This window comes from Citrobacter sp. wls613 (assembly GCF_005281195.1).
Classification (GTDB): Bacteria; Pseudomonadota; Gammaproteobacteria; order Enterobacterales; family Enterobacteriaceae; genus Citrobacter; species Citrobacter gillenii.
Map to the genome: position 1 here is coordinate 1 of NZ_SZXN01000075.1, position 23830 is coordinate 23830.

The following is a 23830-nucleotide window of genomic DNA, read 5'->3' on the forward strand; positions in this document are numbered from 1 at the left end:
GTGGCGGTGGCGGTGGCGGTGGCGGTGGCGGTGGTGATAATCCCGGGAACGGGAATGGAAACGGGAATAATCCGGGAAACGGCAACGGTAATAACCCCGGCGGTGGAAATGGCGATGGCGACGGTGGAACCCCACCAACAACGCCAGCGCTCCCCGGCGTTCCCGTCATCACCAGCGTAGTCGATAACCAGGAGCTGATTACTGGCATTGTCAATCAACAGGAGTCCACCAACGACAATACCCTTACGCTTCAAGGGACGGGAACGGCTAATACCACGTTGCATATTTTCGATAATGGCAAAGAGATTGGCCAGGTCACCATCGATGCCAGCGGTAACTGGTCATTTACACCATCTCCCCCTCTCGCGGATGGTACCCACCAGTTTACAGTCAGCGCGTCGAACAGCGCGGGCAGCAGTGGCATGTCAAACAGTTGGGTTATTATCATTGATACCCTCGCCCCTGATGCGCCTGCTCTCTCTCAGGAACTCGATGATGTCGGATCCATTCAAGGTTTTATCGCCAGTAACGCCGTGATCGACGATGACACGCCGACGCTCTCTGGTATCGGTGTTGCCGGCAATTTCATCAGCGTCTACGACAACGGTATCCTGATTGGCATGACGCAGGTTGATGAGAATGGTAACTGGACATTCACACCGGATACGCCGTTGAGCGAAGGCGTTCACAATCTGACGCTGACGCAAACCGACCCTGCAGGTAACGTCAGTGCAGAAACCACCGTGCCCACCTTCACTGTCGATATCACCCCGCCTCCGGCGGCAGCGATTACCAACGTCAACCCGGAAGGGACAACGGTCACCGGCAGCGCAGAGCCACGCAGCACGGTCAGTATTATCGGCAGTAGTAATCTGCTGCTGGGTTCGGCCGTTGTAGGCCAGGACGGCACTTTCAGCATCGCGATTTCACCGTCGCAGACCCACGGTGAATCACTTACCGCAAAAATTCATGACGAAGCGGGCAACATCGGGCCAGACACCCCATTCAACGCTCAGAACTCAGGCTATCCTGGCGTACCGGTTATCGTCAGCGTGATGGATGACATCGCCCCGTCAACCGGGCCGTTGAGCAATCATCAGGCGACTAACGATAACAAGCCCACGCTTTCCGGTACCGCTGACGCCAACAGCACGGTGAATATTTACGACAACGGCGTAGCGGTCGACAGCGTACAGGCTGACGGCAACGGCAACTGGAGCTGGACATCAAGCTCACCGCTGGATGACGGCCCGAACGCCTTTACCGTCAGCGCAACCAACCAGTCGGGTACCGGGGGAGTGTCGACCGAATTCAACATTAATATTGATACTCTGCCGCCGTCTGCGCCTGACGATCTCAACGTCTCGGCAGATGGCGCTGTCGTAACCGGGAAAACCGAGCCCGGCAATACCGTGGTGATCAGCGACAGTAAAAATACCCCCATTGGCAGCGGCGTCGCCGGGCCGGATGGTTCATTTACCATTACCATCAAACCGCCGCAGACCAATGGCGAAACGCTTACAGCCATCTCGACCGATCCCGCAGGAAACTCAAGTCCGCCAGAAACGGCAGTTGCGCCGGACATCACCGCCCCACAACCGCCTACAAACCTGGTGATTAATGGCGCGGGCAACGAGGTCACCGGCAAGGCCGAGCCTGACAGTACGGTCAATATTCTGGATCCACGCGGCAATATCATTGGCACAACGACAGCCACTGCAGAGGGGGACTTCACCGCAGCGCTGGTACCGCCGCAGACGAATGGTGAGATCCTGACGGCAAACGCGACCGATGCAGCAGGTAACAAAGGGGGCAATGCCTCCGTCACCGCGCCGGATACCACTGCACCGGATGCACCGACAGATGTTATCGTCGCTGGAAATGGAGGGTCGGTGAGCGGCCACGCCGAGGCCGGAAGTACCGTCACCGTCAAAGACAGCGATGGTCATATTATTGGCAAGGGCCAGGCGGACAGCGGCGGCAATTTCACCGTGTCAATTTCACCGGCACAAATCAACAGCGAGACGGTCACCGTCACCGCCACGGACGGCAAAGGCAACGAAAGTCTGCCAACTTCAGCAATAGCACCAGATCTCACTGCACCCGAACAGCCGATTATTATCGCCGTCACAGACGATGTTGCGGATTACACTGGCCGCATTGATGACAATGGATTGACCAACGACGATAAACCCAAAATTGAAGGCACTGCCGAGGCCAACTCTCAGGTTAAGATTTACGATAACGGTAACCTGCTCGCGACCGTCACCGCAGATAGCAACGGCAACTGGAACTATACCCCCACCACCGCGCTGGCGCAGGGTGCGCACGTCTTTACGGTGACGGCTACCGATGCCGCCAGTAACACCAGCAGTGCCGCCAGCTGGAAAATCATTGTCGACAGTATCGCCCCCACCGTACCGGCCATTACGCTTATCAACGATGACGTCGGCAGCATCACCGGCAACGTCGCGAACAACGGGGTCACCAATGACAAAACCCCCACGTTCTCAGGGACCGGTGAACCCGGCTCGCTGGTGACGCTGTATGATAATGGCCTGCAGATGATGGTTATTCTTATCGACAGAACAGGCACCTGGAGCCATAGCGTGCCAGCCAATGAGGCCCTTAGCGAAGGCACCCACCGTTTTACGCTGACCGCAACGGATGCCGCCGGTAACGTCGTCACCGCCCCCCCTGTCATCATAACGGTCGACACCAAAGCGCCCGATGCCCCCATTATTTCGAGCGCCACGGACGACGCAGGCAGTTTGCAAAGCGACCTAGCCAATGGCGGACGTTCAGACGATACCCTGCCGCTGCTGAAAGGCACCGGAGTCGCAGATTCCACGATCACAATTTACGATGGGGCTACCCCCATAGGCACTGCCACAGTGACGCCGGAAGGAAGCTGGAGTTTTCAGGTCACTCAACCGCTGAGTGAGGGTCCACACGCGCTGTCAGCTATTGCGACAGATAAAGCGGGTAACGCCAGCAGTGCCGGTAATTTCACGCTTACGATTGATACCACGCCGCCAGCCGCCCCTGTTATCACCTCAGCGGAAGGACTTATTGGCAGTGAGACAAAACTGCTGGCTAACGGCGGGAGCACCAAAAGCGACAACCCCAAGCTGTCAGGCACCGGCGAGCCGGGTGCGACAATTACCGTTTTTGATAATGACGTCCGTCTGGGTACGGCCACCGTGCAGCCAAACGGCACCTGGACCTTTACTCCAACGTTGCTTACAGACGGTCCACACAAATTCACCGCCACAGCGACAGACGTGGCTGGCAACACGGGGATCCCGTCCGCCGGCTTTACGCTGACGGTAGATAACCTGCCGCCCGCGAAGCCAGAGCCGCCAACCATAACCGATGACGTCAATCCGATAACGGGAATTATCACCAACGGCATCACCAACGATACCACGCCAACCTTCAGCGGTACCGGGAGTGCCGGAGATGTTATCGCCATCTATCTTGATGGCAGAACCGAACCGCTGGGCACGGCGACGGTCGGGGCGGATGGCACCTGGAGCTTTACGCCAACCGACCCGATTAATCCGGACAGCTATCAAGTCACCCTCACCGCCACCGATCCGGCGGGCAACGTCAGCCCGCGTTCGGATGCCGTCACCCTGGGCATCGATACGACGCCGTCCGCGCCGCCGGTTATCACCGCGGTTAATGATGACGTCGGCGATGTCAGAGGCGATCTCGCCGCCGGCGCGGTGACGGATGACACCACGCCGACCATCCGCGGAACCGGCTCCAACGGTGACATCATCACCCTGTACAATGGCAGTACGGTAATTGGCACGGCTACCGTTGCAGGCGGCGTCTGGAGTATCACGCCCAACCCGGCGCTGACCAACGGCAGCTACACGCTGACCGCCATCGCCACCGATGCGGCAGGAAATGCCAGCGACGCCTCAAACAGCGTCTCGTTTACGGTGAACAGCACAGCATTGAAGTTGCCCCAGGTCACGGATATTGAAGATGACGCTGGGGTTATTATCGGTTCGCTAACCAACAACAGCGTCACGGACGATACCACCCCGACGATCAGCGGAACCGGTACACCAGGCAGCACGGTCATCATTTTCGATAATGGCACCGTCGTCGCCGAAACCACCGTAGCCGCAAATGGCAGTTGGAGCGTAGACGTTCCCCTGACGGGCGATGGCCCACATCCGCTGACATTCGGCGCGAAGGACGCTGCCGGTAACGTGCTGGCAGCAGGAAACCCCGTGACGTTAATCGTCGATACCTTGCCACCTGCAATGCCAACCGTCAGTGGCGTAGATCCAAACGGTACGCTGGTTAGCGGCACGGCCGAACCGGGCAGCACCGTTATCATTCGCCGCGACAACACGATTCTCGGTCAGGGTATTGCCGACGACGAGGGAAATTATTCCGTTACCCTCTCACCGGCGCAAACAACCGGTCAGGCACTGGATGCTATCGCCCAAGACCCGGCAGGTAATCAGAGCGATCCCACGCCGTTTAACGCCGCGACGTCCAGCATCCCCCACCCGCCGACGCTGGAAATTGTGGACGATGTGGCCCCGGTCATGGGGGTGATTGGCAACGGTAAAACCACCAATGACACCTTACCGCTGCTGCAAGGAACCGCCACTCCGGGGGCTACGGTAAACATTTACCAAAATGGGACCCTACTCGACACAGTGACCGCCGACGCCACCTCCGGCGCATGGAGCTATCAACTGTCCACGCCACTGACAAACGGTACCGCGTATAACTTCACCGTGTCGCAAACAGTAGGTGGTGCAGAGAGCGGTCAATCACCTAATTACACCATCACTATCGATACCGTCGCCCCGCTGGCCCCGACCATCGCCAGCATTATTGACGATGTCACGCCCGGTACGGGCACGTTAGACAAAGGACAACTTACCAACGATTCCCGACCAACCTTTAACGGTACCGGCGAAGCAGGCGCAACCATCACTCTCTACGATGGCAACGGTGTCTATGCCACCACCACCGTCAACAGCAGCGGATTCTGGAGCTATACCCCAACCAATGCCTTGGGCGAAGGCCCGCATGACTTCACTGTGCGCGCGACGGACGCCGCAGGCAACCAGGGCGCTGCCTCAGACAGTTTCCGCATTATTGTCGATACCTTAGTCCCGGACGCGCCGTCCATTGTGACGGTGAAGGACAACGTCGGCACGGACCAGACGCTCACCTCCGGGCAGTCGACCAACGACAACACCCCAACACTGGAAGGCGTGACCGAGGCGAATTCGCTCGTCACTATTCTTGATAAAGGGACGGTAATCGGCACCACCACCAGCGACGCAGACGGCAACTGGAGCTTTACACCTGCCCCAGCGCTCGGTGAAGGCAATCACGCGTTAACCGCTACCGTCACCGATGGTGCGGGCAACATCAGCCCGGCAACGCCGCCGTTCCTGCTGGTTGTCGATACACTGGCGCCAGCCGCGCCAATCATCACCTCGGTGATTGACGACCAACCGGGAAATACCTCACTGACGAACGGGCAACTGACTAACGACGCGCAGCCAACGCTGAACGGCAAAGGGGAAGCCGGGGCGACTATCACGATAAAAGATAAGGGCGTCGAATTAGGTACCGCGCGGGTAGATGAATCCGGCAACTGGACCTTCACACCGGAAAACGCGCTGGGTCAGGGGCAGCATGTCTTCACCGCGACAGCCACAGACCAAGCCGGTAATACGGGTGGGGCGTCCTCCGCCTTTACCCTTGAACTGGATTCCGTTGCCCCGCTGGCGCCGGTCATCGGTAACGTACAGGACAACACGGCCCCCACCACCGGGCCAATAGGTAACGGTCAGACGACCAACGAAACCCGCCCAGCGCTGAGTGGAACGGGTGAAATCGGCGCAACGATTACTATCCTGAGCGACGGTTTACCCATTGGCACCACCACCGTCGGTGCAGGCGGCACCTGGAGCTTTACGCCAACGGACGCTCTGAGTAACGGTCCGCATACGCTGACCGCCACCGCCACCGACAGCGCGGGCAATACCAGCCCGGCCTCCAGCGGCGTTACGTTCACGGTTGATACGGTATCACCGAACACGCCGGTTATTACCCAGGTCAGCGATAATGTCGGCCCACTAACAGGAAATCTAAACAACGGTCAGGCGACAAACGATGCGCGCCCTACCCTTAACGGTACGGCGGAGGCCAATTCGACGGTCAAAATCTATGACAACGGCACGCTTATCGACACGGTTTCTGCAGACGGAAACGGCGTATGGAATTTTACACCGGGGAGTGCGCTGGGTAACGGCAATCACGTGTTGACGGTGACATCCACCGACGCGGGCGGCAACGTCAGCGTGTCGTCTGCCGGGTTTGCCCTGATTGTGGATACCGTCGCCCCGCTGGCACCCACCATTATCTAGGCCTTTGATGACGTACAACCGGGCACCGGCACGCTGTCGAGCGGTGCCTGGACCAACGATACCCGCCCCGTGCTGAGCGGTTCTGCGGAGGCCAACGCCCGGATTGCCATTTACGACAACGGCACGCTGCTGACGACAGTTACCGCAACAATAGACGGCACCTGGGAGTTTCTGTCCACTACGCTGGGTAACGGCCAGCATGTCTTTACCGCCATCGCCACGGATGCGGCCGGAAACGTCGGCCCGGCGTCAAGCGGATTTATTCTCAACGTTGATACCGTTGCGCCATCAACACCGATCCTGACCTCGGTGGTGGATGACATCACTGGCGGCGTGTTTAATGCCGCACTGAGCAACGGGCAACTGACCAATGACGCCCGCCCTACGCTTAACGGTACCGCCGAAGCGGGCAGCACCGTCAATATTTATGACGGCAGCACGCTGCTCGGCACTGCTCTCGTGCAAAGTAACAACAGCTGGTCGTTTACCCCAACGACACCGTTGGGGAATGGTTCGCACACCTTTACCGTCACCGCCACCGACCCCGCGGGCAACACCAGCGGTGCAACGGCGGGCTTTACGATTAACGTGGACACCACCGCCCCCACGCTGCCGTCAATTAGCAGCATTGTTGATGATGTCGGTCCCAATACCGGGTCGATTGGCAACAACCCGCCCACCAATGACGCGCGCCCCACGTTAAACGGCACCACGGAAGCCAATGCCCGGGTTGATATTTATGACAACGGCAACTTTGTCACCAGCGTAACGGCGGATGGCAGCGGCAACTGGAACTACACCCCGTCTACCGCACTGGGTCAGGGCCCCCATTCATTTACTATTACCGCAACGGACAGCGCGGGCAATACCAGCGGCATGTCGGCTGCCGCGTCGATTGTGGTCGATACCGTCGCTCCGGGTATTCCCACCGCTCTGGCGGTTAACGCCAACGGTACTGTGCTGACCGGCGTTGCGGAAGCCAACAGCACGGTGATCGTCACGACAAGCAGCGGCACCGTGCTCGGCACCGCCACGGCCAACGCCGCCGGCAACTTCACCTTTACCCTCAACCCGCCGCAGATCAGCGGACAAACGCTGCAGGTTAGCGCGCAGGATGCCGCCGGGAATACCGGCACGCCTGGCAACGCGCTGGCCCCGTTTACCGGGGTACCACCCGCACCGATTATCGCCAGCGTTTTTGATGACATTGGTACGGTCACCGGCAATGTCGCCGCCGGAAAAACCACCAATGACACACGTCCGATGCTCAGCGGCACGGCACAGGCTAACGCCGTCGTCAGCCTGTACAACAACGGAACATTGATGGGCACCACAACCGCGGACGGCAACGGACTGTGGAGCTTTACCCCTTCCGGCGCGCTCAGTGAAGGCAACCACGCGTTTACCGCCAGTGCGGCTAACGCCAACGGTTCCGGCGTGTTGTCTGGCGCGTTTAACGTCATTGTCGATACCACACCACCGCCGCCGCCATCAGTGCTGATCAGCGCCGACGGCGGCACGGTCAGCGGCATCGCCGAAGCAGGCAGTACGGTCACTATCTCCTTGCCCGGCGGCGGCAGCATTACGGCGGTCGCCAACAGCAGCGGGGTCTACAGCGTCACCCTGCCGGTACGCCAGATTGAGGGCCAGTCGTTGTCCGCTACTGCGACCGACGCGGCAGGCAACATCTCAACGCCGACCAGCATCCTCGCACCGGTCTTACCGCTGCTGGCTGAAGACAACGTCACTCGTCTGGCGCTACAAACCGACTTCACGGTCACCAACGAGCACAAAAGCGATTATGGCTTCCTGCTGGTCGGTGCGGTGGATAATGTGCTGAAGGTACTGGGAGACAACACTGCACTCGTCAACTTCAACATTCAGACCGGCGGTAGCGGCACCATCACCATCAACGCGGCAGCAACCGGCATTGTGCTGTCGCTGCTGAGTACCATGGGGATTGTTATCCAGCGCTTTGACTCCACGCTCAACGCCTGGGTGACGGTGGTCGATACCGGTAAAGCCGATTTTGCCGACCTGCTGACGCTCAGCGCCTCCGGCGTGACGCTCAACTATGGCGGGCTTACCGGTGGGGACTACCGTGTCGTCAGCTACAACACCAGCCTGCTGGCGACCGGGGCCTTCACCAGTCTGGACGTGGCGGTGGTCAAAACCAGCGCCGGAACGATCACCGGCGGCACCAGCGAATCTGGCAATATCATCACCGATACTGACCCCACCAACGGGCAGGATAATGCCCCATCCGGCACGCGGGTGACGTCGATTACCGATGGCAACGGCAATGTGGTGAACATTCCGCTGGGCGGGGCTGATGTGCAGGGTAAATACGGCACCTTGCATATTAATCAGGACGGGAGTTATACCTACACCCTCACCGATAAATCCGCCTCGGTATACGGTCGTTCTGAAAGCTTCACCTATACGCTGACGCACGGTAACGACCACTCTTCGGCAAAACTGGTGGTGGCGTTGGGCCAGGGTCCGACGGCCAGTACGGTAACAGCGGCAGACGATGTCGCCTCACTGACCTACGGCACCGAGGTCAGCGTGGTCGACCACGGACCATCAAAACAAACCGGCTTTACGCTCGCCAGCGTAGGCCTGGGGAATGTGCTGGACGTCAGTCTGGTCGACGGGTTAACCAACCCCATCAAATTCAACGTTGAAGATGGCGCCACCCGCACGCTGACGATTCAGGCCGACGTTCTCGGCGTAACGCTCGGCGGCTTTGATCTGTACGTCTACCGTTTTAATGACGCTATTCAGCAATACGAGCAGTATCGGGTACAACCCAACTGGGTCACGGCAGTATTGGGTGGAAAATCAAAAGATTTCACCATCACGCTGCCGGGCGGTGACTACCTGTTCCTGCTGAACGCCGGCGGCGGTCTGGCGCTGTTGACCAGCTACACCCTGAATATTCAGGCCGATCACACCTATGCGGTGGACAGTCTGAGTGCCTCAACCAACGGTAATATTCTGGCCAATGATTCCGCGCCCGCCGGTACGGTTATCACCGACGTGAACGGCGTCGCAGTCAATTTAACAGGCACACCCCGTATTGAGGGACAGTACGGCACACTCACTATCGATGCGAAGGGGAACTACAGCTACACGCTGAAAAGCGGACTGGGCGCGGACAGCATCAATACGCCGGACAGCTTTGTGTATACGGTCAAGGCGCAAAATGGCGATACCGGCAGCGCGTCGCTGAACATCAAACCAACCCCGCTGGCGCTGGACGCGGTGAACGACACCAGCAGCCAGATGGCGGTCACGACGTTGCAGGATACGTCTCAGCCCTTTAGTGATTCCAGCGTGGGATCGGCCAGTTGGACCACTGTGCTGGGACCCAGCTCGAAAAGTGGTACCGGAACAGTTGAAGTCGCAGCAGGTACAGCGGTGCAAAACGTGGTGCTGCATTTTAACGTGGTATCAGGGCTGACGCTGGGTGGGCTGAACGTGACCTGGGCGCTGTACGACAGCAATGGCGTTAAAGTTGCCGGGGATACCTTCAACGGCGGGCTCCTGATCGGCGGCAATCTTGATATTGCCCTGAACGGACTGGTGCTGCACGCCGGGAACTATCGCCTCGACTATACCGGCAACGCGGGTGCGCTGGGGCTAGGCACCATCACCATCACCCCCAGCGTGAAAGGGACAATAGTCGATCTCGATAACTTCGAAACCGCGGGCGTCAATAGCGTCACCGGCAACATCTATGACGGCGACCATATCGCCAGCGTGCACACCTTGCTGACGGTGAACGGCGCGGGCGGCAGTACCGCCACGCTGGATCCACTGGGCAGCAGCACCGCCAGCGCCACCATCAATGGACTGTACGGCAAACTGACAATGGGCATTGATGGGCATTACACCTATACCCTCAACAGCGATGTCTCACTGGAATCCATCAAGACCAAAGAGACATTCAACTACACCCTTAACGACCAAAAAGGACATACCGATAGCGCCACGTTGACCATCGATATGAATCCACAGGTGATCAGCACCGCGGAGGCCGATCGGGTTATCGGCAGCGCGTACGGCGATACGCTGATTTACCACCTGCTCAGCGCCAATAATGCAACCGGCGGCAACGGAACCGCGGACACCTGGAGCAACTTCTCGCTGGCGCAGGGTGACAAAATCGATATCGGCGACCTGCTGGTGGGCTGGAACGGGCAGAACGCCACGCTCGGCAATTATCTCACCGTGTCCACCAGCGGTAACAACACCGTGGTGTCCATCGACCGCGACGGTACGGGCGCCACCTATCAATCAACCAGCCTTGTGACACTGGAGAACGTTCACACCACGCTCGATGAGCTGATCCAACAAAATCATATTGTGACCTGACGTGAGCACCAAAACGCCATAACAACAGCCCCGGATGCTATGACGTCCGGGGCAATAACAGTCGTCACTGCCGTATTTTGAAAGGGATATACGATGAGAAATGTCGCCTCTGTTACGTTGCTGCTGGCATTCACGCTCTGTTCCTTACAGGTGAATGCCGAAGATGAACCGCAAATCATTACGCCGGAAGGGCTGGCCACCAGCCAGATGCTCCCCTCTCTGGATGGGTCGGTGGCCGAACTCCCGCTGAGCGCCGCCGCGCCCGGCAACCTGACGCTTAACGATGCGGTAAGCCGCGCCGTAAGCTGGCATCCTGCGATCCGTGAATCGATCGGCAAACTGCTCTCGCAAAATGAGCAGATCGACGTGGCGAAATCCAAATACTATCCGCAGGTCACGGCCGGGGTGAACAACGGCTACAGCAATACCTATAACGATCATGGTTTCAGCCCGTCGCTGGTGATCTCGGTCTCGCAAATGCTGTATGACTTTGGCAAAGTCGCCAGTCAGGTACGCGCCGAGACTGCGGGGGCCGCCCAGCAGCAGGCTAACGTCTTACTCAGCATTGACACCGTCGCCCACGAAACCGCCAACGCCATTGTGCAGGTACAGTCCTGGCAGCAAATGGTCGACGCCGCCGAAGCGCAACTCTCCGCTCTGAACGGCATTGGCAGGCTGACCCGGCAACGCAACGATGAAGGAGCCACGTCGCTCTCTGACGTGGTACAAACTGACGCGCGTATCGAATCCGCTCGTTCGCAGCTGGCGCAGTATCAGGCGAACCTCGACAGCAGCAAGGCGACACTGATGAGCTTTCTTGGCTGGAATTCGCTCAACGGCGTCAGCAACGCGTTCCCGGTGAAACTGGACAGCAGCTGCGACATCACCAAGCCTGATGACAGGCTGGTACCTGCGGTGCTGGCAGCCTGGGCGCAGGCTAATGTCGCACAGGCCAATCTGGATTACGCCAACGCGCAGATGACGCCCACTATCTCGCTTGAGCCTTCCGTGCAGCACTATCTCAATGACAAATATCCCAGCCATGAGGTGCTCGACAAAACGCAGTACTCCACGTGGGTGAAAGTCGAGATGCCGCTGTATCAGGGAGGCGGACTCACCGCCCGGCGCAACGCCGCAGGTCATGCGGTAGACTCGGCACAGTATTCCATCCAGCGCACCCGCCTTGACGTGCGCCAGAAACTGCTCGAATCCCGCAGCCAGGCGATGAGTCTTGCCACCGCCCTGCAGATCCTGCGCCGCCAGCAACGACTGAGCGAACGCACGCGCGAACTGTATCAACAGCAATATCTGGATCTCGGCTCTCGTCCGCTGCTCGACGTGCTTAATGCCGAGCAGGAGGTGTATCAGGCCCGCTTTGCCGAACTGCAAACCCAAAGCCAGCTTCGTCAACTCCAGCTGAACTGCCTCTACAATACCGGCACGTTGCGCCAGGCGTTCGCCCTCAACAATCGCAGCATCCAGTCAGTGGAGATCCAGCTATGAGCCACGTCGAGCCGGGTGCAGAAGAGACGATTAGCGAGTCCGCCCTGAACCTGTGGGCGCAGGCCATTAGCCACATTGCCAGCCACTATCGCGTCACCTGCTCGCCCGGCGCGATTCAGGCCAACGCTCCGTGGTTTGCCGGAAAAAATAAACCCCTCGCCCTGACGCAACTCGCGCGCCAGGCGGGGCTGTCGTTTCATACGCTGGATACCACAAAACATCTGTTCAGCCAGTGGCGTTTACCGGTTGTGGCGGAGCTACGCGACGGCCAAATTATGGTAATAGAGCACTTCAACGGTGAAGATGCGCTGGATGTGTTTATCATCGCCGAAGAAGGCCAGCGCAACCGGCTGGCGATTGCCGAGCTGCTGCCGGAGATCCACACTATTACCGCCCTGCGCCCGCTGTCGGCGCTCAAAGACAGTCGGGTCGACCGCTATGTTTCGCGCTTTAAGCCGGACTGGATGCGCGACCTGGTGCTCCAGGACATCCGGCCTTACCTGCCGGTGATGGTAGCCGCTTTCCTGATTAACGTTCTGTCGCTCGCCGGGATTATCTTCTCGATGCAGGTTTACGACCGGGTGATCCCGGCCCAATCGTATCCCACGCTGTATGTGCTCTCGACCGGCGTGCTGGTGGCGGTGCTGTTCGGCTTTTTACTGCGCGAAGCCCGTACCCATATCATGGATGTACTCGGCAAGCGCGCCGATATGCGCATTTCCGATCGCGTGTTCAGCCACGCACTGCGCCTGCGTAACAGCGCCATCCCCCGCTCCACCGGCAGCTTTATTTCCCAGCTCCGCGAACTGGAGCAGGTACGGGAGATGATCACCTCCTCAACCCTGTCGACCCTTGTCGATCTGCCCTTTTTCTTTTTGTTTATCGTCGTGATGGCCTGCATCGCCCCGCAGCTGGCGTGGATAGCGCCCGTCGCTGCGATCCTGATGATCCTGCCTGGCCTGCTATTACAGAAGAAGCTGGCGGTGCTCGCCAACCAGGCTGCGCACGAATCCACGCTGCGTAACGCCGTGCTGGTCGAAAGCGTCCAGGGGCTGGAGGACATCAAGCTGATGCAGGCGGAGAACCGCTTTTTGCAGCAGTGGAACAGCTACATCCGCATTACCGGCGAGTCCGGACTGCGCACGCGCAAGCTGACTCAGGGGCTGATTGGCTGGGGCATGTCAGTACAAAGTCTGGTCTACGCTGCGATTATTATGTTCGGTGCGCCGATGGTCATCGAAGGCACCATGACTACCGGCGCGGTCGTGGCGGCCTCAATGCTCGGCTCAAGAATGATTGCCCCGATGGCAAATCTGTGCGGCGTGTTGGCGCGCTGGCAGCAGGTCAAGGCAGCGAAGACGGGGCTGGACAGCATTATGCAGCTCCCCACCGAAACCCAGCACGATGAGAATCGGGTACATCAGGAAATCTTTCGCGGGCACTATCTGTTTGAGAACGCCCACTTTCGCTACCACAGCGACGATCAGCAGGTACCGCTGCGCATTGCCCGCCTCGAGGTGATGCCAGGGGAACGCATCGCCATCCTCGGGCGTAACGGCGCGGGGAAATCCACCCTACTACAGGCCATGGCGGGCGGTGTGGAGCTGATTCAGGGCGACGTCCGGCTCGATAACCTGAGCCTGGCACAGATCGACATGGCCGATTTACGCCGCAACATCGGCTTTCTCAGCCAAAATGCACGCCTGTTTTTTGGCACGCTGCGTGAGAACCTGACCCTCGGCGCCCCGCATGTCAGCGATGCTCAGATATTCGACGCGCTGGAAGTCAGCGGCGCAGCCACCTTTGTTAAACACCTCGCCAAAGGGCTGGGACACCCGATTATGGAAGGCGGTAACGGCCTCTCCGGCGGGCAGCGGCAATCCATTCTGCTGGCAAGAATGCTGCTGCGCTCGCCCAATATTGTGCTGCTCGACGAACCCAGCGCCTCGCTGGATGAACATACCGAGCGGGAGTTTATTCAACGGCTAAACCAGTGGCTCGGCAACCGCACGCTGATCGTCGCCACCCATCGCGTACCGGTTCTGGAACTGGTCGAGCGCGTGGTGGTGTTAAAAGAAGGTCAACTGGTGATGGATGCCCCGAAAGCACAGGCGCTGAACGCGAGTCGCGCGCCTGCACAGACTCACGGTCGGGAGTGGAAAAATGAAAACCAATCCGCATGATGCCGCCATGGACGACCTCGACATCCGCCACGAACAGCGCTTTTCCGGTGCCAGCCGAATTATCCTGCTCAGCACGCTGCTGTTTGCCATTCTGGGCATCTGGGCATACTTCGGGACGCTGGATGAAGTCTCCACCGGCAGCGGCAAAGTGATCCCCAGCTCGCGCGAACAGGTGCTGCAGTCGCTTGACGGCGGGATCCTCGCCGAACTGACGGTGCGCGAAGGAGACAAAGTACAGGCCAATCAGGTTGTGGCCCGTCTCGACCCGACCCGCTCGGAATCTAACGTCGGCGAAAGCGCCGCCCGATACCGCGCCTCGCTGGCCTCCAGCGCGCGACTCAATGCCGAAGTCAACGATCTGCCGCTGACCTTTCCCGATGCACTGAACGCCTGGCCCGACCTTATCGCCTCCGAAACCCGGCTGTATAAAAGCCGTCGGGCGCAGCTTGCCGACGCGATGGTCGAACTCCAGGATGCGCTGGTCTCGGTAAATAAAGAGCTGGCAATCACCCAGCGGCTGGAGAAAAGCGGCGCCGCCAGCCATGTGGAAGTGCTGCGCCTGCAGCGACAAAAAAGCGACCTCGGACTAAAAATCACCGACCTGCGCTCGCAGTATTACGTGCAGGCGCGGGAAGCACTGTCAAAAGCCAACGCCGAAGTAGATATGCTGGCGGCTATTTTGAAGGGGCGTGAAGATTCCGTCACCCGTCTGACCGTCCGCGCCCCGATGCGCGGCATCGTGAAAAACATCCAGGTCACCACCATTGGCGGCGTGATCCCGCCCAACGGCGAGATGATGGAGATTGTACCGGTCGACGATCACCTGCTGATAGAAACACGCCTGTCACCGCGCGATATCGCCTTTATTCACCCCGGACAGCGGGCACTGGTGAAAATCACCGCCTATGACTACGCCATCTACGGCGGGCTGGAAGGCGTGGTCGAAACCATCTCCCCGGACACCATTCAGGACAAAGTAAAGCCAGAAGTCTTCTACTACCGCGTGTTTATCCGTACCCATCAGGACTATTTGCAGAACAAACTGGGGCGTCATTTCTCCATCGTTCCGGGCATGATTGCCAGCGTGGATATCAAAACCGGTGAAAAAACCATCGTCGACTATTTAATCAAACCGTTTAATCGCGCAAAAGAAGCGCTACGGGAGCGCTAAATCGTTGAGGATAAGGGGTTGCAGGGGCTGGTCACGCGTGTCACAAGTCTGTTATACTTGCCTTAACACATTGGGGCTGATTCTGGATTCGACGGGATTTGCGAAACCCAAGGTGCATGCCGAGGGGCGGTTGGCCTCGTAAAAAGCCGCAAAAAAATAGTCGCAAACGACGAAAACTACGCTTTAGCAGCTTAATAACCTGCTAAGAGCCCTCTCTCCCTAGCTTCCGCTCTTAAGACGGGGATAAAGAGAGGTCAAACCCAAAAGAGATCGCGCGGATGTCCTGCCTGGGGCTGAAGTGCTAAAACTAATCAGGCTAGTTCGTTAGTGGCGTGTCTGTCCGCAGCTGGCGTGCGAATGTAAAGACTGACTAAGCATGTAGTGCCGAGGATGTAGGAATTTCGGACGCGGGTTCAACTCCCGCCAGCTCCACCAAAATTCTCCATCGGTGATTACCAGAGTCATCCGATGAAGTCCTAAGAGCCCGCACGGCGCAAGCCCTGCGGGCTTTTTTGTGCCCACAATTTGTCCCGCGAAGTCTGAAGCCAACTCATTAAATCCGAACCTTTTAGGCACCTCATAAAGCTTTATTGTTTTTGAGGTGCCTAAAACTATGGAAACCCGGCAATGGCAGCTTTTTGCACCGGTCATGTCATTGCCCTGGAATCCAGGGCAATGACCCAATCAACAGATTTTCCAGAGAATAAAAGCAACTAACGTTCGCTGATAACCATAATCATCAAACTCATTCCCCTATTTATCCGCGGGATAATCGCGGTTAATCCATGCGTGGTCATCTTCCCAGGTGAACATCCATTGACGCACCGGACCGGCCATCACGTTCAGGTAGTAACTGTCATAGCCTGCCAGGGTGGCCACCGGATGATAGCCCTTCGGCACCATCACCACATCGCGGTTGTAGACTGCCATACACTCATCGAGCGTCCGGTCGTCGGTATACACCCGCTGCATGCAGAACCCCTGCTCCGGGTTGAGGCGATGGTAGTACGTCTCCTCAAGATAGGTTTCCTGTGGGGGATTGTCGGTATCGTGCTTATGGCTCGGGTACGAACTGGTGCATCCCTCATGGGTCCAGACCTCGACCACCAGCAGGCTGTCGGCAGGTTTGTCTTGCGGCAGAATGTTATGCACATAGCGCTGGTTATTTCCCTTGCCGCGCGCTTCACCGTCGATATCCTGCGGGGCGATCAGTCGTGTCGGGTACGTACCCTTCCCCGGTGCAGCGCACACCGCCAGCTCAAGCGTCGTCAGCGCGGTGACCTGCACAGCCTCCTGAGAGGTCACGTAAACCGCCCACGGCTTGATGCGCTCAAAGGGACTCATGCGCTCGCCGATGTCGGTAAACGTTGCCCCTGGCGTGCTGATGGTCGCGCGTCCAGCTACCAGCACCAGACAACGTTCTTCGCTGACGGCGGGCAGCGTCAACTGCTGCCCCTCCGCCAGTTCATACGCCTCAAAGCCCACATATCCCCAGCCCGCCCCTTCCGGCGTCACCGACTGGGTACGCCCTTGCACGTTCGGCGGCTGCCAGGGTGATAATAAACGTGACATGTCGCCTCCTCAGATAAGCCCGGCATCCCGCGCCAGACGGCTAAGATTGTTATAGCCCAGACGTGCATAGGTCAGCGGATGCGCAATAGCCGGATCCTGCTCTGCCTCCACCACCAACCAACCCTGATACTGATTTGCCTTTAGCAGCGCCATTATCGGCGGGTAGTCCACGCAACCGTCGCCTGGCACGGTGAAGACGCCGCTCAGTACCGCGTCGAGGAAGCTGGTTTTACGGTTTTTCACGTCGGCCAGCACGTCGGCCCGCACATCTTTGCAGTGAACATGATTAATACGTGATGCCCAGCGCTGCGCCACCGCCAGCGGGTCTGCACCGGCAAAGGTCAGATGGCCGGTATCCAGCAGCAATCCCACCTCATTGCCAGTATGCGTCATCAGATTATCCACATCCTCAGCGGACTCAATCACTGTCCCCATATGGTGATGATAGGCAATCTGTACACCCTGCTGCTGGGTATAGCGGGCAAACTCGGTCAGCTTCTCGCCGTATTCCTGCCAGCGCTCCTGCGGGAATCGCGGACGCAGATGAACCGGCGTCTGCTGCTCGCCATGAATACAGCCGCTCACTTCAGCGAACACCAGCACCTTCGCACCCAGCTCACGTAGCAGCGTCAGGTGTGACTGCACGGCGGCAATTTCCTCCTCCACGCTGCGCTCCAACAGACGACCGGAATACCAGCCGGAAACCAGCTGCAGGTCGTGGCGTTGCAGGATCGGTCCCAGCAAGCGCGCTTCACGCGGGAATTTATTACCCAGCTCGAACCCGGCAAACCCGGCCTCTTTGCCTTCGCTCAGACAGGTATCAAGCGAAGTCTCAGCGCCAAGTGAAGGAAGATCGTCGTTGGTCCATGTCAGTGGATTAATGCCTAATTGTACCGTCATTCTCTTCTCCTGAATTATGCGTGTCCGCGCTCGCGCCACCAGGCGATAAGCTGCAGGTAGTTGTCCCGAATACGCGCCACTAGCTGCGCATCGTCGATATCGTGTTTCAGCCAGGCGCGGGAGGCATCGCCAAATAATGTCCGTCCCACGGCAAACCCTTTCACCAGCGCCTGACCCGCAGCGGCTTTGAAATCAGCACGGAGCTGATCGGCCGGCGCATCAAGCCCTAAAATAACTACCCCACGGCAGTGCGGATCGCGACGTGCAATGATCTCGCTCAGCGCCGTCCAGCCCGCAGAAGAGAGCGGCGGTAGCTTCCACCAGTCGGGGTAAATCCCCAGGTTATAAAAGCGGGAAATGGCGCGCAGATAGAGCTCATCGCTGCGTGGCATGCTGGCGGGCAGGATCACTTCCAGCAGCAGTTCATGCCCGGACTGGCAGCACGCGTGGTACACCTCCGCGACTTTTTGCTCCTGCTCCAGACGCAGGGCGTGAGCATCTTCCGGATGGAAAAAGACCAGGCATTTCACCACGTGTTCCTGCGGCCAACTGATCAGCTGCGTGCCGATATTGCCGTGCTCCATCTCCAGCGGACGCGAGCCCGGCAGTTCGATGGGGCGGCCTATCCACCACCCTTCACCGGTGATGGCATTCAGCGCATCCTGACCAAACGTGCCGTCGCACAACAGCCCGGCTTTGCCATCCAGCCCGGCGCAACTCGCCGCTTCCCGGCTGGCCTGTAAGATCAGCTGTTTTAGTGCCGGGATGCGTTTTAGCGAAGCGCCACACTGCAAGGCCATCTCTTCAAGCTGGCTGCGGTGATCGAAGGCCATCACGCACAGTTCCGGCCATTCCCGACGACGCGTGGTGACGCGGTGCAGATGGTTAAGACGCGGGTCGATATCCGGGCGTGGCACCGTGTCAGCCCGAGATAAATAATCATCCAGCTCCAGTTTGCTCGGCATGGCCGGGGCGCAACCGTGGCGCGATACCACCAGTGCGCCGCAGGCGTTAGCATAGCGACAGGCCTGCTCCCAGCCTTCATCGTTAAGGTAGCCACGCAGCAGGCCGGACATAAACGCATCGCCCGCGCCCAGCACATTGAGCACCTCCACGCGTACGCCGGTCACCGTCAGACCGTCATCCAGTCGCGGTGGAATGGCGTCGGTGTATACCGAACAGCCGAGCGCCCCACGTTTGCAGACCAGCGTCGCCTTACTCACTGCCCGCACCTGAGCCAGCGCCTGCAGCGTATCGGTGCTGCCACCGGCAATATGAAACTCCTCCTCGGTGCCGACAATCACATCAAAAAGATGCAGTACATCCTGCAACTGACGCGTTACCTGCTCGGCGGCAATGAAACGTGTTTCGCCGTCGCCTAATGAGGTCAGCCCCCACAGCACCGGGCGATAGTCGATATCCAGCGCCGTACGCACACCGTGACGGCGGGCATATTCGAGCGCGGTCAGCACCGCGTCGCGGGTTTGCGGGTGAGAAAGATGGGTCCCGGTGATGGCCAGACAGCGGGCAGACGCGATGTACTGTTCATCCACATCGCTGGCGACAATCGCCATATCCGCGCAGTTGTCACGGTAAAAAATGAGAGGAAAGGTGTCCCGGTCTTTAATGCCGAGGAGCACCAGCGCCGTCAGGCGTTCTTTATCCGTTATCAGGTGGCTGGTATCGCATCCTACCTGGTGTAATTCTTCGCGCAGAAAACGGCCCATATGCTCGTCACCCACGCGCGCCAGCATTGACGAGCGCAGCCCCTGGCGCGCCGTGCCGTAAGCCACATTACCTGACGAGCCGCCAAGGTATTTAGCAAAACTGGAAACATCCTCCAGACGCGCACCAATCTGCTGACTGTAGAGGTCAACCGCCACGCGGCCCATGCATATCACATCAAACTGCTTTTCCACGTTGATACCTCTTCAGACAATATCGTTCACGTTCAGCCAGCGGCCTTCCCGGTGTGAGAGCGCAATGGCGTCCAGCACGCGCGACACCTTCCAGCCCTCTTCGAAGTCCGGCCACATCGGCACATCGGCGGCGATGCCGTCGACCAGATCACGCACTTCCACCGTTTTCTGGTCGTTAAAGCCGATACCGTGCCCCGCCCCCAGGCAAAATGCGGCATAGTCCGGATGCGCAGGCCCCACCAGCAGCGTACGAAATCCCTGGCGATTCACCGGATCGTCATGCAGATAGAGCTTCAGCTCCGCCATACGCTCCTGGGTAAAACTGATGGTCCCTTTGGTCCCGGTTATCACATACGAAAGCCCCATTTTGCGCCCGCAGGCGACGCGAGAAGTTTCAATCACCCCCTGTGCACCGCCCGCAAAACGCACCATCGCGTGCGCCTGATCTTCGTTTTCCACCGCCACCTTTTGCGATGAACCGGCCTGCGCCGGGCGTTCCGGCACCACAATCTTCAAATCACCGCAGACCTGCTGAATATCACCGACCAGATACTGGGCCATGTTGACGATATGCGCAGCCAGATCGCCGAGCGCTCCCAGCCCTGCGGTCTCTTTAAAACAGTGCCAGTGAATGGGCGAAAGTGGGTCGGCCATATAGTCTTCGTTGTGGGTGCCGTAGAAGTGGATCACCTCACCAATCTCACCGCGCTCGACGATCTCTTTCGCCAGCTTCGCCGTCGGGTTTTTCATGTAATTAAACCCCACCAGCGTTTTCACCCCGGCCCGCTTCGCCGCTTCAACCATCTCGTAGGCGTCATGCGCATTGAGCGCCAGCGGCTTTTCCGAGTAGACGTGCTTACCGTGGCGAATCGCCTCCAGCGCCATCTCTTTGTGCAAATGATTGGGCGAACAAATATCCACCACATCGATGGCCGGGTCAGCCACCAGCGCGCGCCAGTCCCCGGTTGAACGGTTAAAGCCAAACGCCTGCGCCCGCTGCGCCGCCAGCTCCGGCGTAACTTCGGCGACCATTTCGCGCACCAGCTTGCCGCGCAGGTTGAACACCGTCGGCGCCTGGGCATAGGCAATGGCGTGCGCCCTGCCGATATACCCGGTGCCAATCAATCCAATGCGTACCTCTTTCATTATTTATCCCTCACAATGCGCCGCGACGGCTCTTGGCATAGGTGTCGAACGCCACCGCCAGAACGATAATTAACCCGGTAATAATTTGCTGGTAGTAAGCCGAGACGTTCATCAGGACCAGGCCGTTAATCAGAATACCCATGATGATTGAGCCGATAATGGTGCCGCCGATCCGTCCGTATCCGCCCATTAACGACGTTCCGCCGATCACCACCGAGGCGATAACGCGCAGCTCAAACGAGATCCCGGCCACCGCCTCCGCGCTGCCCAGACGCGCGCTGAGAATGAAGCCCGCCAGCCCGGCAAGACAGCCAATCAGCACATAGACGCTCACCAGTACCCGTTTGACGTTGACCCCCGCCAGACGCGCCGCTTCCGGGTTGCCGCCAATGGCGTACACAAAGCGACCCCAGCGGGTTTTATGCAGCGCCAGATAGCCGCCGATAGCCACCAGCGCGAAGATCCAGATAGGAATGGAAATGCCGAGCAGCTCGCCGCGTCCCCACCAGCGGTAACCCGCATCGAAACCGGCGATCGGCGCACCGTCGTTTACCACCAGCGTCAGGCCGCGCCAGATGGTCATCCCACCCAGGGTGACGATAAACGGCGGCAGGCGCAGGCGAGTCACGCCAAGCCCGTGCAGAAAACCAATCGCGGTGCCCATCGCAAGGCAAATCCCCAGCCCAACCAGCCAGCTCAGGCCGCCCCAGGCGTTCGGGTCAACGGTGGTAAAGTTGTCGCCCTTAATCACATACGCGGCGGTCATGGCGCAGACCGCGAGAATGGACCCCACCGACAGGTCGATCCCGGCGGTCAGAATGACAAAGGTCATCCCCACGGCCATGATCCCGTAGATCGACACTTCGGTCAGAATGTTGAAAATATTACGTTCAGAGAGAAAATTGCTGTTCTGCAACTGGAAGAAAATCAGCAGCAGGATCATAAAAATCAGCACGCCGAAGCGCTCAAAAAAGACGATGGGATCGAGGCGTCCGGCACGTTTACCCGGAACCTGCGTTTTAGAAATCATCTGCGTCATGAGAAACTCCGTTATGCCGCGTTCAGGGCGTTGTGGTTGATGGCCATCATCGTCATCAGCCGCTCGTCGTTGGCGTCATCGCCGTGGATCTCGCCGGTCACACGACCTTCACTCAGGGTGATTATCCGGTCGGAAACCGCCATTACTTCAGGCAGATCGGAGGAGATAACAATCACCGCCACGCCCTTTTTCGCCATTTCAAACAGCACCTGATGCACCTCTGATTTAGTGCCGACATCAATGCCACGCGTCGGCTCATCGACGATCAGCACGCGGGGATTGAGCGCCATGCAGCGCGCCAGAATCACTTTTTGCTGGTTGCCACCGGAGAGCTTGCGCACTTCCTGGGCGCTGTTGACCATTTTGATCTGCAGCGCCTGGCGATAAGCCTCAATCAGCGCATCCTCTTTGCGGGTGTTGACGAACCAGCGCCAATGCAACAGAGAAGAGAGGCTGGAGAGCGACAGGTTGTCGCGAATCGACAGCCCCAGTACCGCGCCCTCTTTTTTGCGATCTTCAGGGACCATCGCCACGCCCTGATCCAGGGCATACAGCGGATCGCGCGGCAGGTACGGCACACCATCCAGTTCAAAGGTGCCAGAGGTAAAAGCGTCGGCACCAAACAGACAGCGCGCGACTTCAGTGCGCCCGGCGCCCACCAGCCCGGCAATGCCTAACACTTCTCCGGCATGGACGTGAAAGCTGATGTCATGCAGCGCAATACCGTGCGGATCCAGCGGCGGTTTCACGCGGCTTAATCCCTTGATCGCCAGGCGGACAGGTTTGTCCTGATGATGGGTTTCACTCGGCGGGCGACGGTTAAACGCCACGTCACGCCCAACCATCAGGCGGATCAGCTGTTCTACCGTGGTCTGGGCAACCTCGCCGCTGCCGGTAAAGCGGCCATCCTGGAAAACGGTGAACCGATCGCAGAGTTGGAACACTTCGTGTAGACGGTGGGTGACATAAATAATGCTCACGCCGCGGCTTTTGAGCTCCCGCACCACCCGATGCAGGCTTTCCACTTCGCTGTCGCTCAGTGCGGCAGAAGGCTCATCCATGATGATCAGCTTCGCATTGAGGGTCAGCGCGCGGGCAATTTCCACCATTTGTTGTTGTGCCACGCTCAGGCGAGCCACTGCGGTGGTTGGCGCCACGTTCAACTGCAGATAATCCAGAATCACCTGCGCTTCCTGATTCACCGCCTTTTCATCAACAATCAGATTGCGTTTGCGCGGTTCACGTCCGAGGAACATATTCTCGGCGACGGTCATATTCGGCAGCAGGTTAAATTCCTGATAGATAGTGATAATGCCCTTGTTCTGCCGCTCAACGGGGGAATCATCCACCGGCAACGTTTCACCGTTGAACCAGATATCACCGCGAGTTTGCGGCTGCGCGCCCGCGAGCGCCTTCAGCAAGGTCGATTTTCCTGCGCCGTTTTCACCCAGCAGCGCGTGAATCTCACCTGCCCCAACGGTCAATTGCGCGCTGCTCAGCGCCCAGACACCGGAAAAACTTTTTGCCAGGTCGGTCACATTCAGTAAGGGTTGCGACATCAGCCTGCTCCTCCTTTAGAGTGAGCCGCCGTAACGGCG

At 58.7% G+C, this 23830-nt stretch carries 9 protein-coding genes, 1 other RNA gene and 1 pseudogene; 5 read left to right on the top strand and 6 right to left on the bottom strand.

The window, feature by feature from the left end:
* The 5 genes and pseudogenes from FDX01_RS18400 to ssrA form a co-directional block, all read left to right on the top strand.
* A pseudogene (locus FDX01_RS18400) lies at nucleotides 1–10799 on the top strand (BapA/Bap/LapF family large adhesin); the annotation flags it as partial.
* 93 nt (nucleotides 10800–10892) lie between these two features.
* The gene (locus FDX01_RS18405; RefSeq protein WP_135911571.1) at nucleotides 10893–12302 is read left to right on the top strand and encodes a TolC family outer membrane protein; all 1410 of its coding nucleotides are present in this window, start codon (nucleotides 10893–10895) and stop codon (nucleotides 12300–12302) included.
* Nucleotides 12299–14485, top strand: coding sequence for a type I secretion system permease/ATPase (locus FDX01_RS18410; RefSeq protein ID WP_137400246.1), 2187 nt, complete (start codon nucleotides 12299–12301; stop codon nucleotides 14483–14485). The genes FDX01_RS18405 and FDX01_RS18410 overlap by 4 nt, the downstream gene beginning before the upstream one ends.
* 7 nt (nucleotides 14486–14492) lie before the next feature.
* Nucleotides 14493–15656, top strand: a complete 1164-nt coding sequence (locus FDX01_RS18415; RefSeq protein WP_137400253.1) for an HlyD family efflux transporter periplasmic adaptor subunit — start codon at nucleotides 14493–14495, stop codon at nucleotides 15654–15656.
* A gap of 72 nt (nucleotides 15657–15728) precedes the next feature.
* Nucleotides 15729–16091, top strand: a transfer-messenger RNA (tmRNA) gene (gene ssrA, locus FDX01_RS18420).
* 318 nt (nucleotides 16092–16409) lie between these two features.
* Here ssrA and iolB read toward each other — a convergent pair.
* From iolB to FDX01_RS18450, 6 genes are read right to left on the bottom strand one after another with little or no spacing between them, the layout of a single operon-like run.
* Nucleotides 16410–17228, bottom strand: coding sequence for a 5-deoxy-glucuronate isomerase (gene iolB / locus FDX01_RS18425; RefSeq protein WP_137400247.1), 819 nt, complete (start codon nucleotides 17226–17228; stop codon nucleotides 16410–16412).
* 9 nt (nucleotides 17229–17237) lie between these two features.
* Nucleotides 17238–18128, bottom strand: a complete 891-nt coding sequence (gene iolE / locus FDX01_RS18430) for a myo-inosose-2 dehydratase (protein ID WP_096756056.1) — start codon at nucleotides 18126–18128, stop codon at nucleotides 17238–17240.
* Between the two features lie 14 nt (nucleotides 18129–18142).
* Nucleotides 18143–20047: a 5-dehydro-2-deoxygluconokinase gene (gene iolC, locus FDX01_RS18435; RefSeq protein ID WP_096756055.1), complete on the bottom strand. Its 1905-nt coding sequence runs from the start codon at nucleotides 20045–20047 to the stop codon at nucleotides 18143–18145.
* A gap of 12 nt (nucleotides 20048–20059) precedes the next feature.
* A complete protein-coding gene (locus FDX01_RS18440) occupies nucleotides 20060–21193 on the bottom strand; it encodes a Gfo/Idh/MocA family oxidoreductase (RefSeq protein WP_137400248.1) in 1134 nt (377 codons plus the stop codon).
* Between the two features lie 10 nt (nucleotides 21194–21203).
* On the bottom strand, nucleotides 21204–22232 hold the full coding sequence (locus tag FDX01_RS18445; RefSeq protein ID WP_137400249.1) for an ABC transporter permease: 1029 nt from the start codon (nucleotides 22230–22232) through the stop codon (nucleotides 21204–21206).
* A gap of 11 nt (nucleotides 22233–22243) precedes the next feature.
* Nucleotides 22244–23791 carry a sugar ABC transporter ATP-binding protein gene (locus FDX01_RS18450; protein WP_096756052.1) on the bottom strand — a complete coding sequence of 516 codons (1548 nt, stop codon included), beginning with the start codon at nucleotides 23789–23791 and terminating at the stop codon, nucleotides 22244–22246.
* Nucleotides 23792–23830 lie beyond the last annotated feature (39 nt).

What these genes read in the sequence shown, in the direction of transcription:
- FDX01_RS18405 (WP_135911571.1), top strand. Translation starts at nt 10,893, where the DNA reads ATGAGAAATGTCGCCTCTGTTACGTTGCTGCTGGCATTCACGCTCTGT.
- FDX01_RS18410 (WP_137400246.1), top strand. Translation starts at nt 12,299, where the DNA reads ATGAGCCACGTCGAGCCGGGTGCAGAAGAGACGATTAGCGAGTCCGCC.
- FDX01_RS18415 (WP_137400253.1), top strand. Translation starts at nt 14,493, where the DNA reads ATGGACGACCTCGACATCCGCCACGAACAGCGCTTTTCCGGTGCCAGC.
- iolB (WP_137400247.1), bottom strand. Translation starts at nt 17,228, where the DNA reads ATGTCACGTTTATTATCACCCTGGCAGCCGCCGAACGTGCAAGGGCGT.
- iolE (WP_096756056.1), bottom strand. Translation starts at nt 18,128, where the DNA reads ATGACGGTACAATTAGGCATTAATCCACTGACATGGACCAACGACGAT.
- FDX01_RS18440 (WP_137400248.1), bottom strand. Translation starts at nt 21,193, where the DNA reads ATGAAAGAGGTACGCATTGGATTGATTGGCACCGGGTATATCGGCAGG.
- FDX01_RS18445 (WP_137400249.1), bottom strand. Translation starts at nt 22,232, where the DNA reads ATGACGCAGATGATTTCTAAAACGCAGGTTCCGGGTAAACGTGCCGGA.
- FDX01_RS18450 (WP_096756052.1), bottom strand. Translation starts at nt 23,791, where the DNA reads ATGTCGCAACCCTTACTGAATGTGACCGACCTGGCAAAAAGTTTTTCC.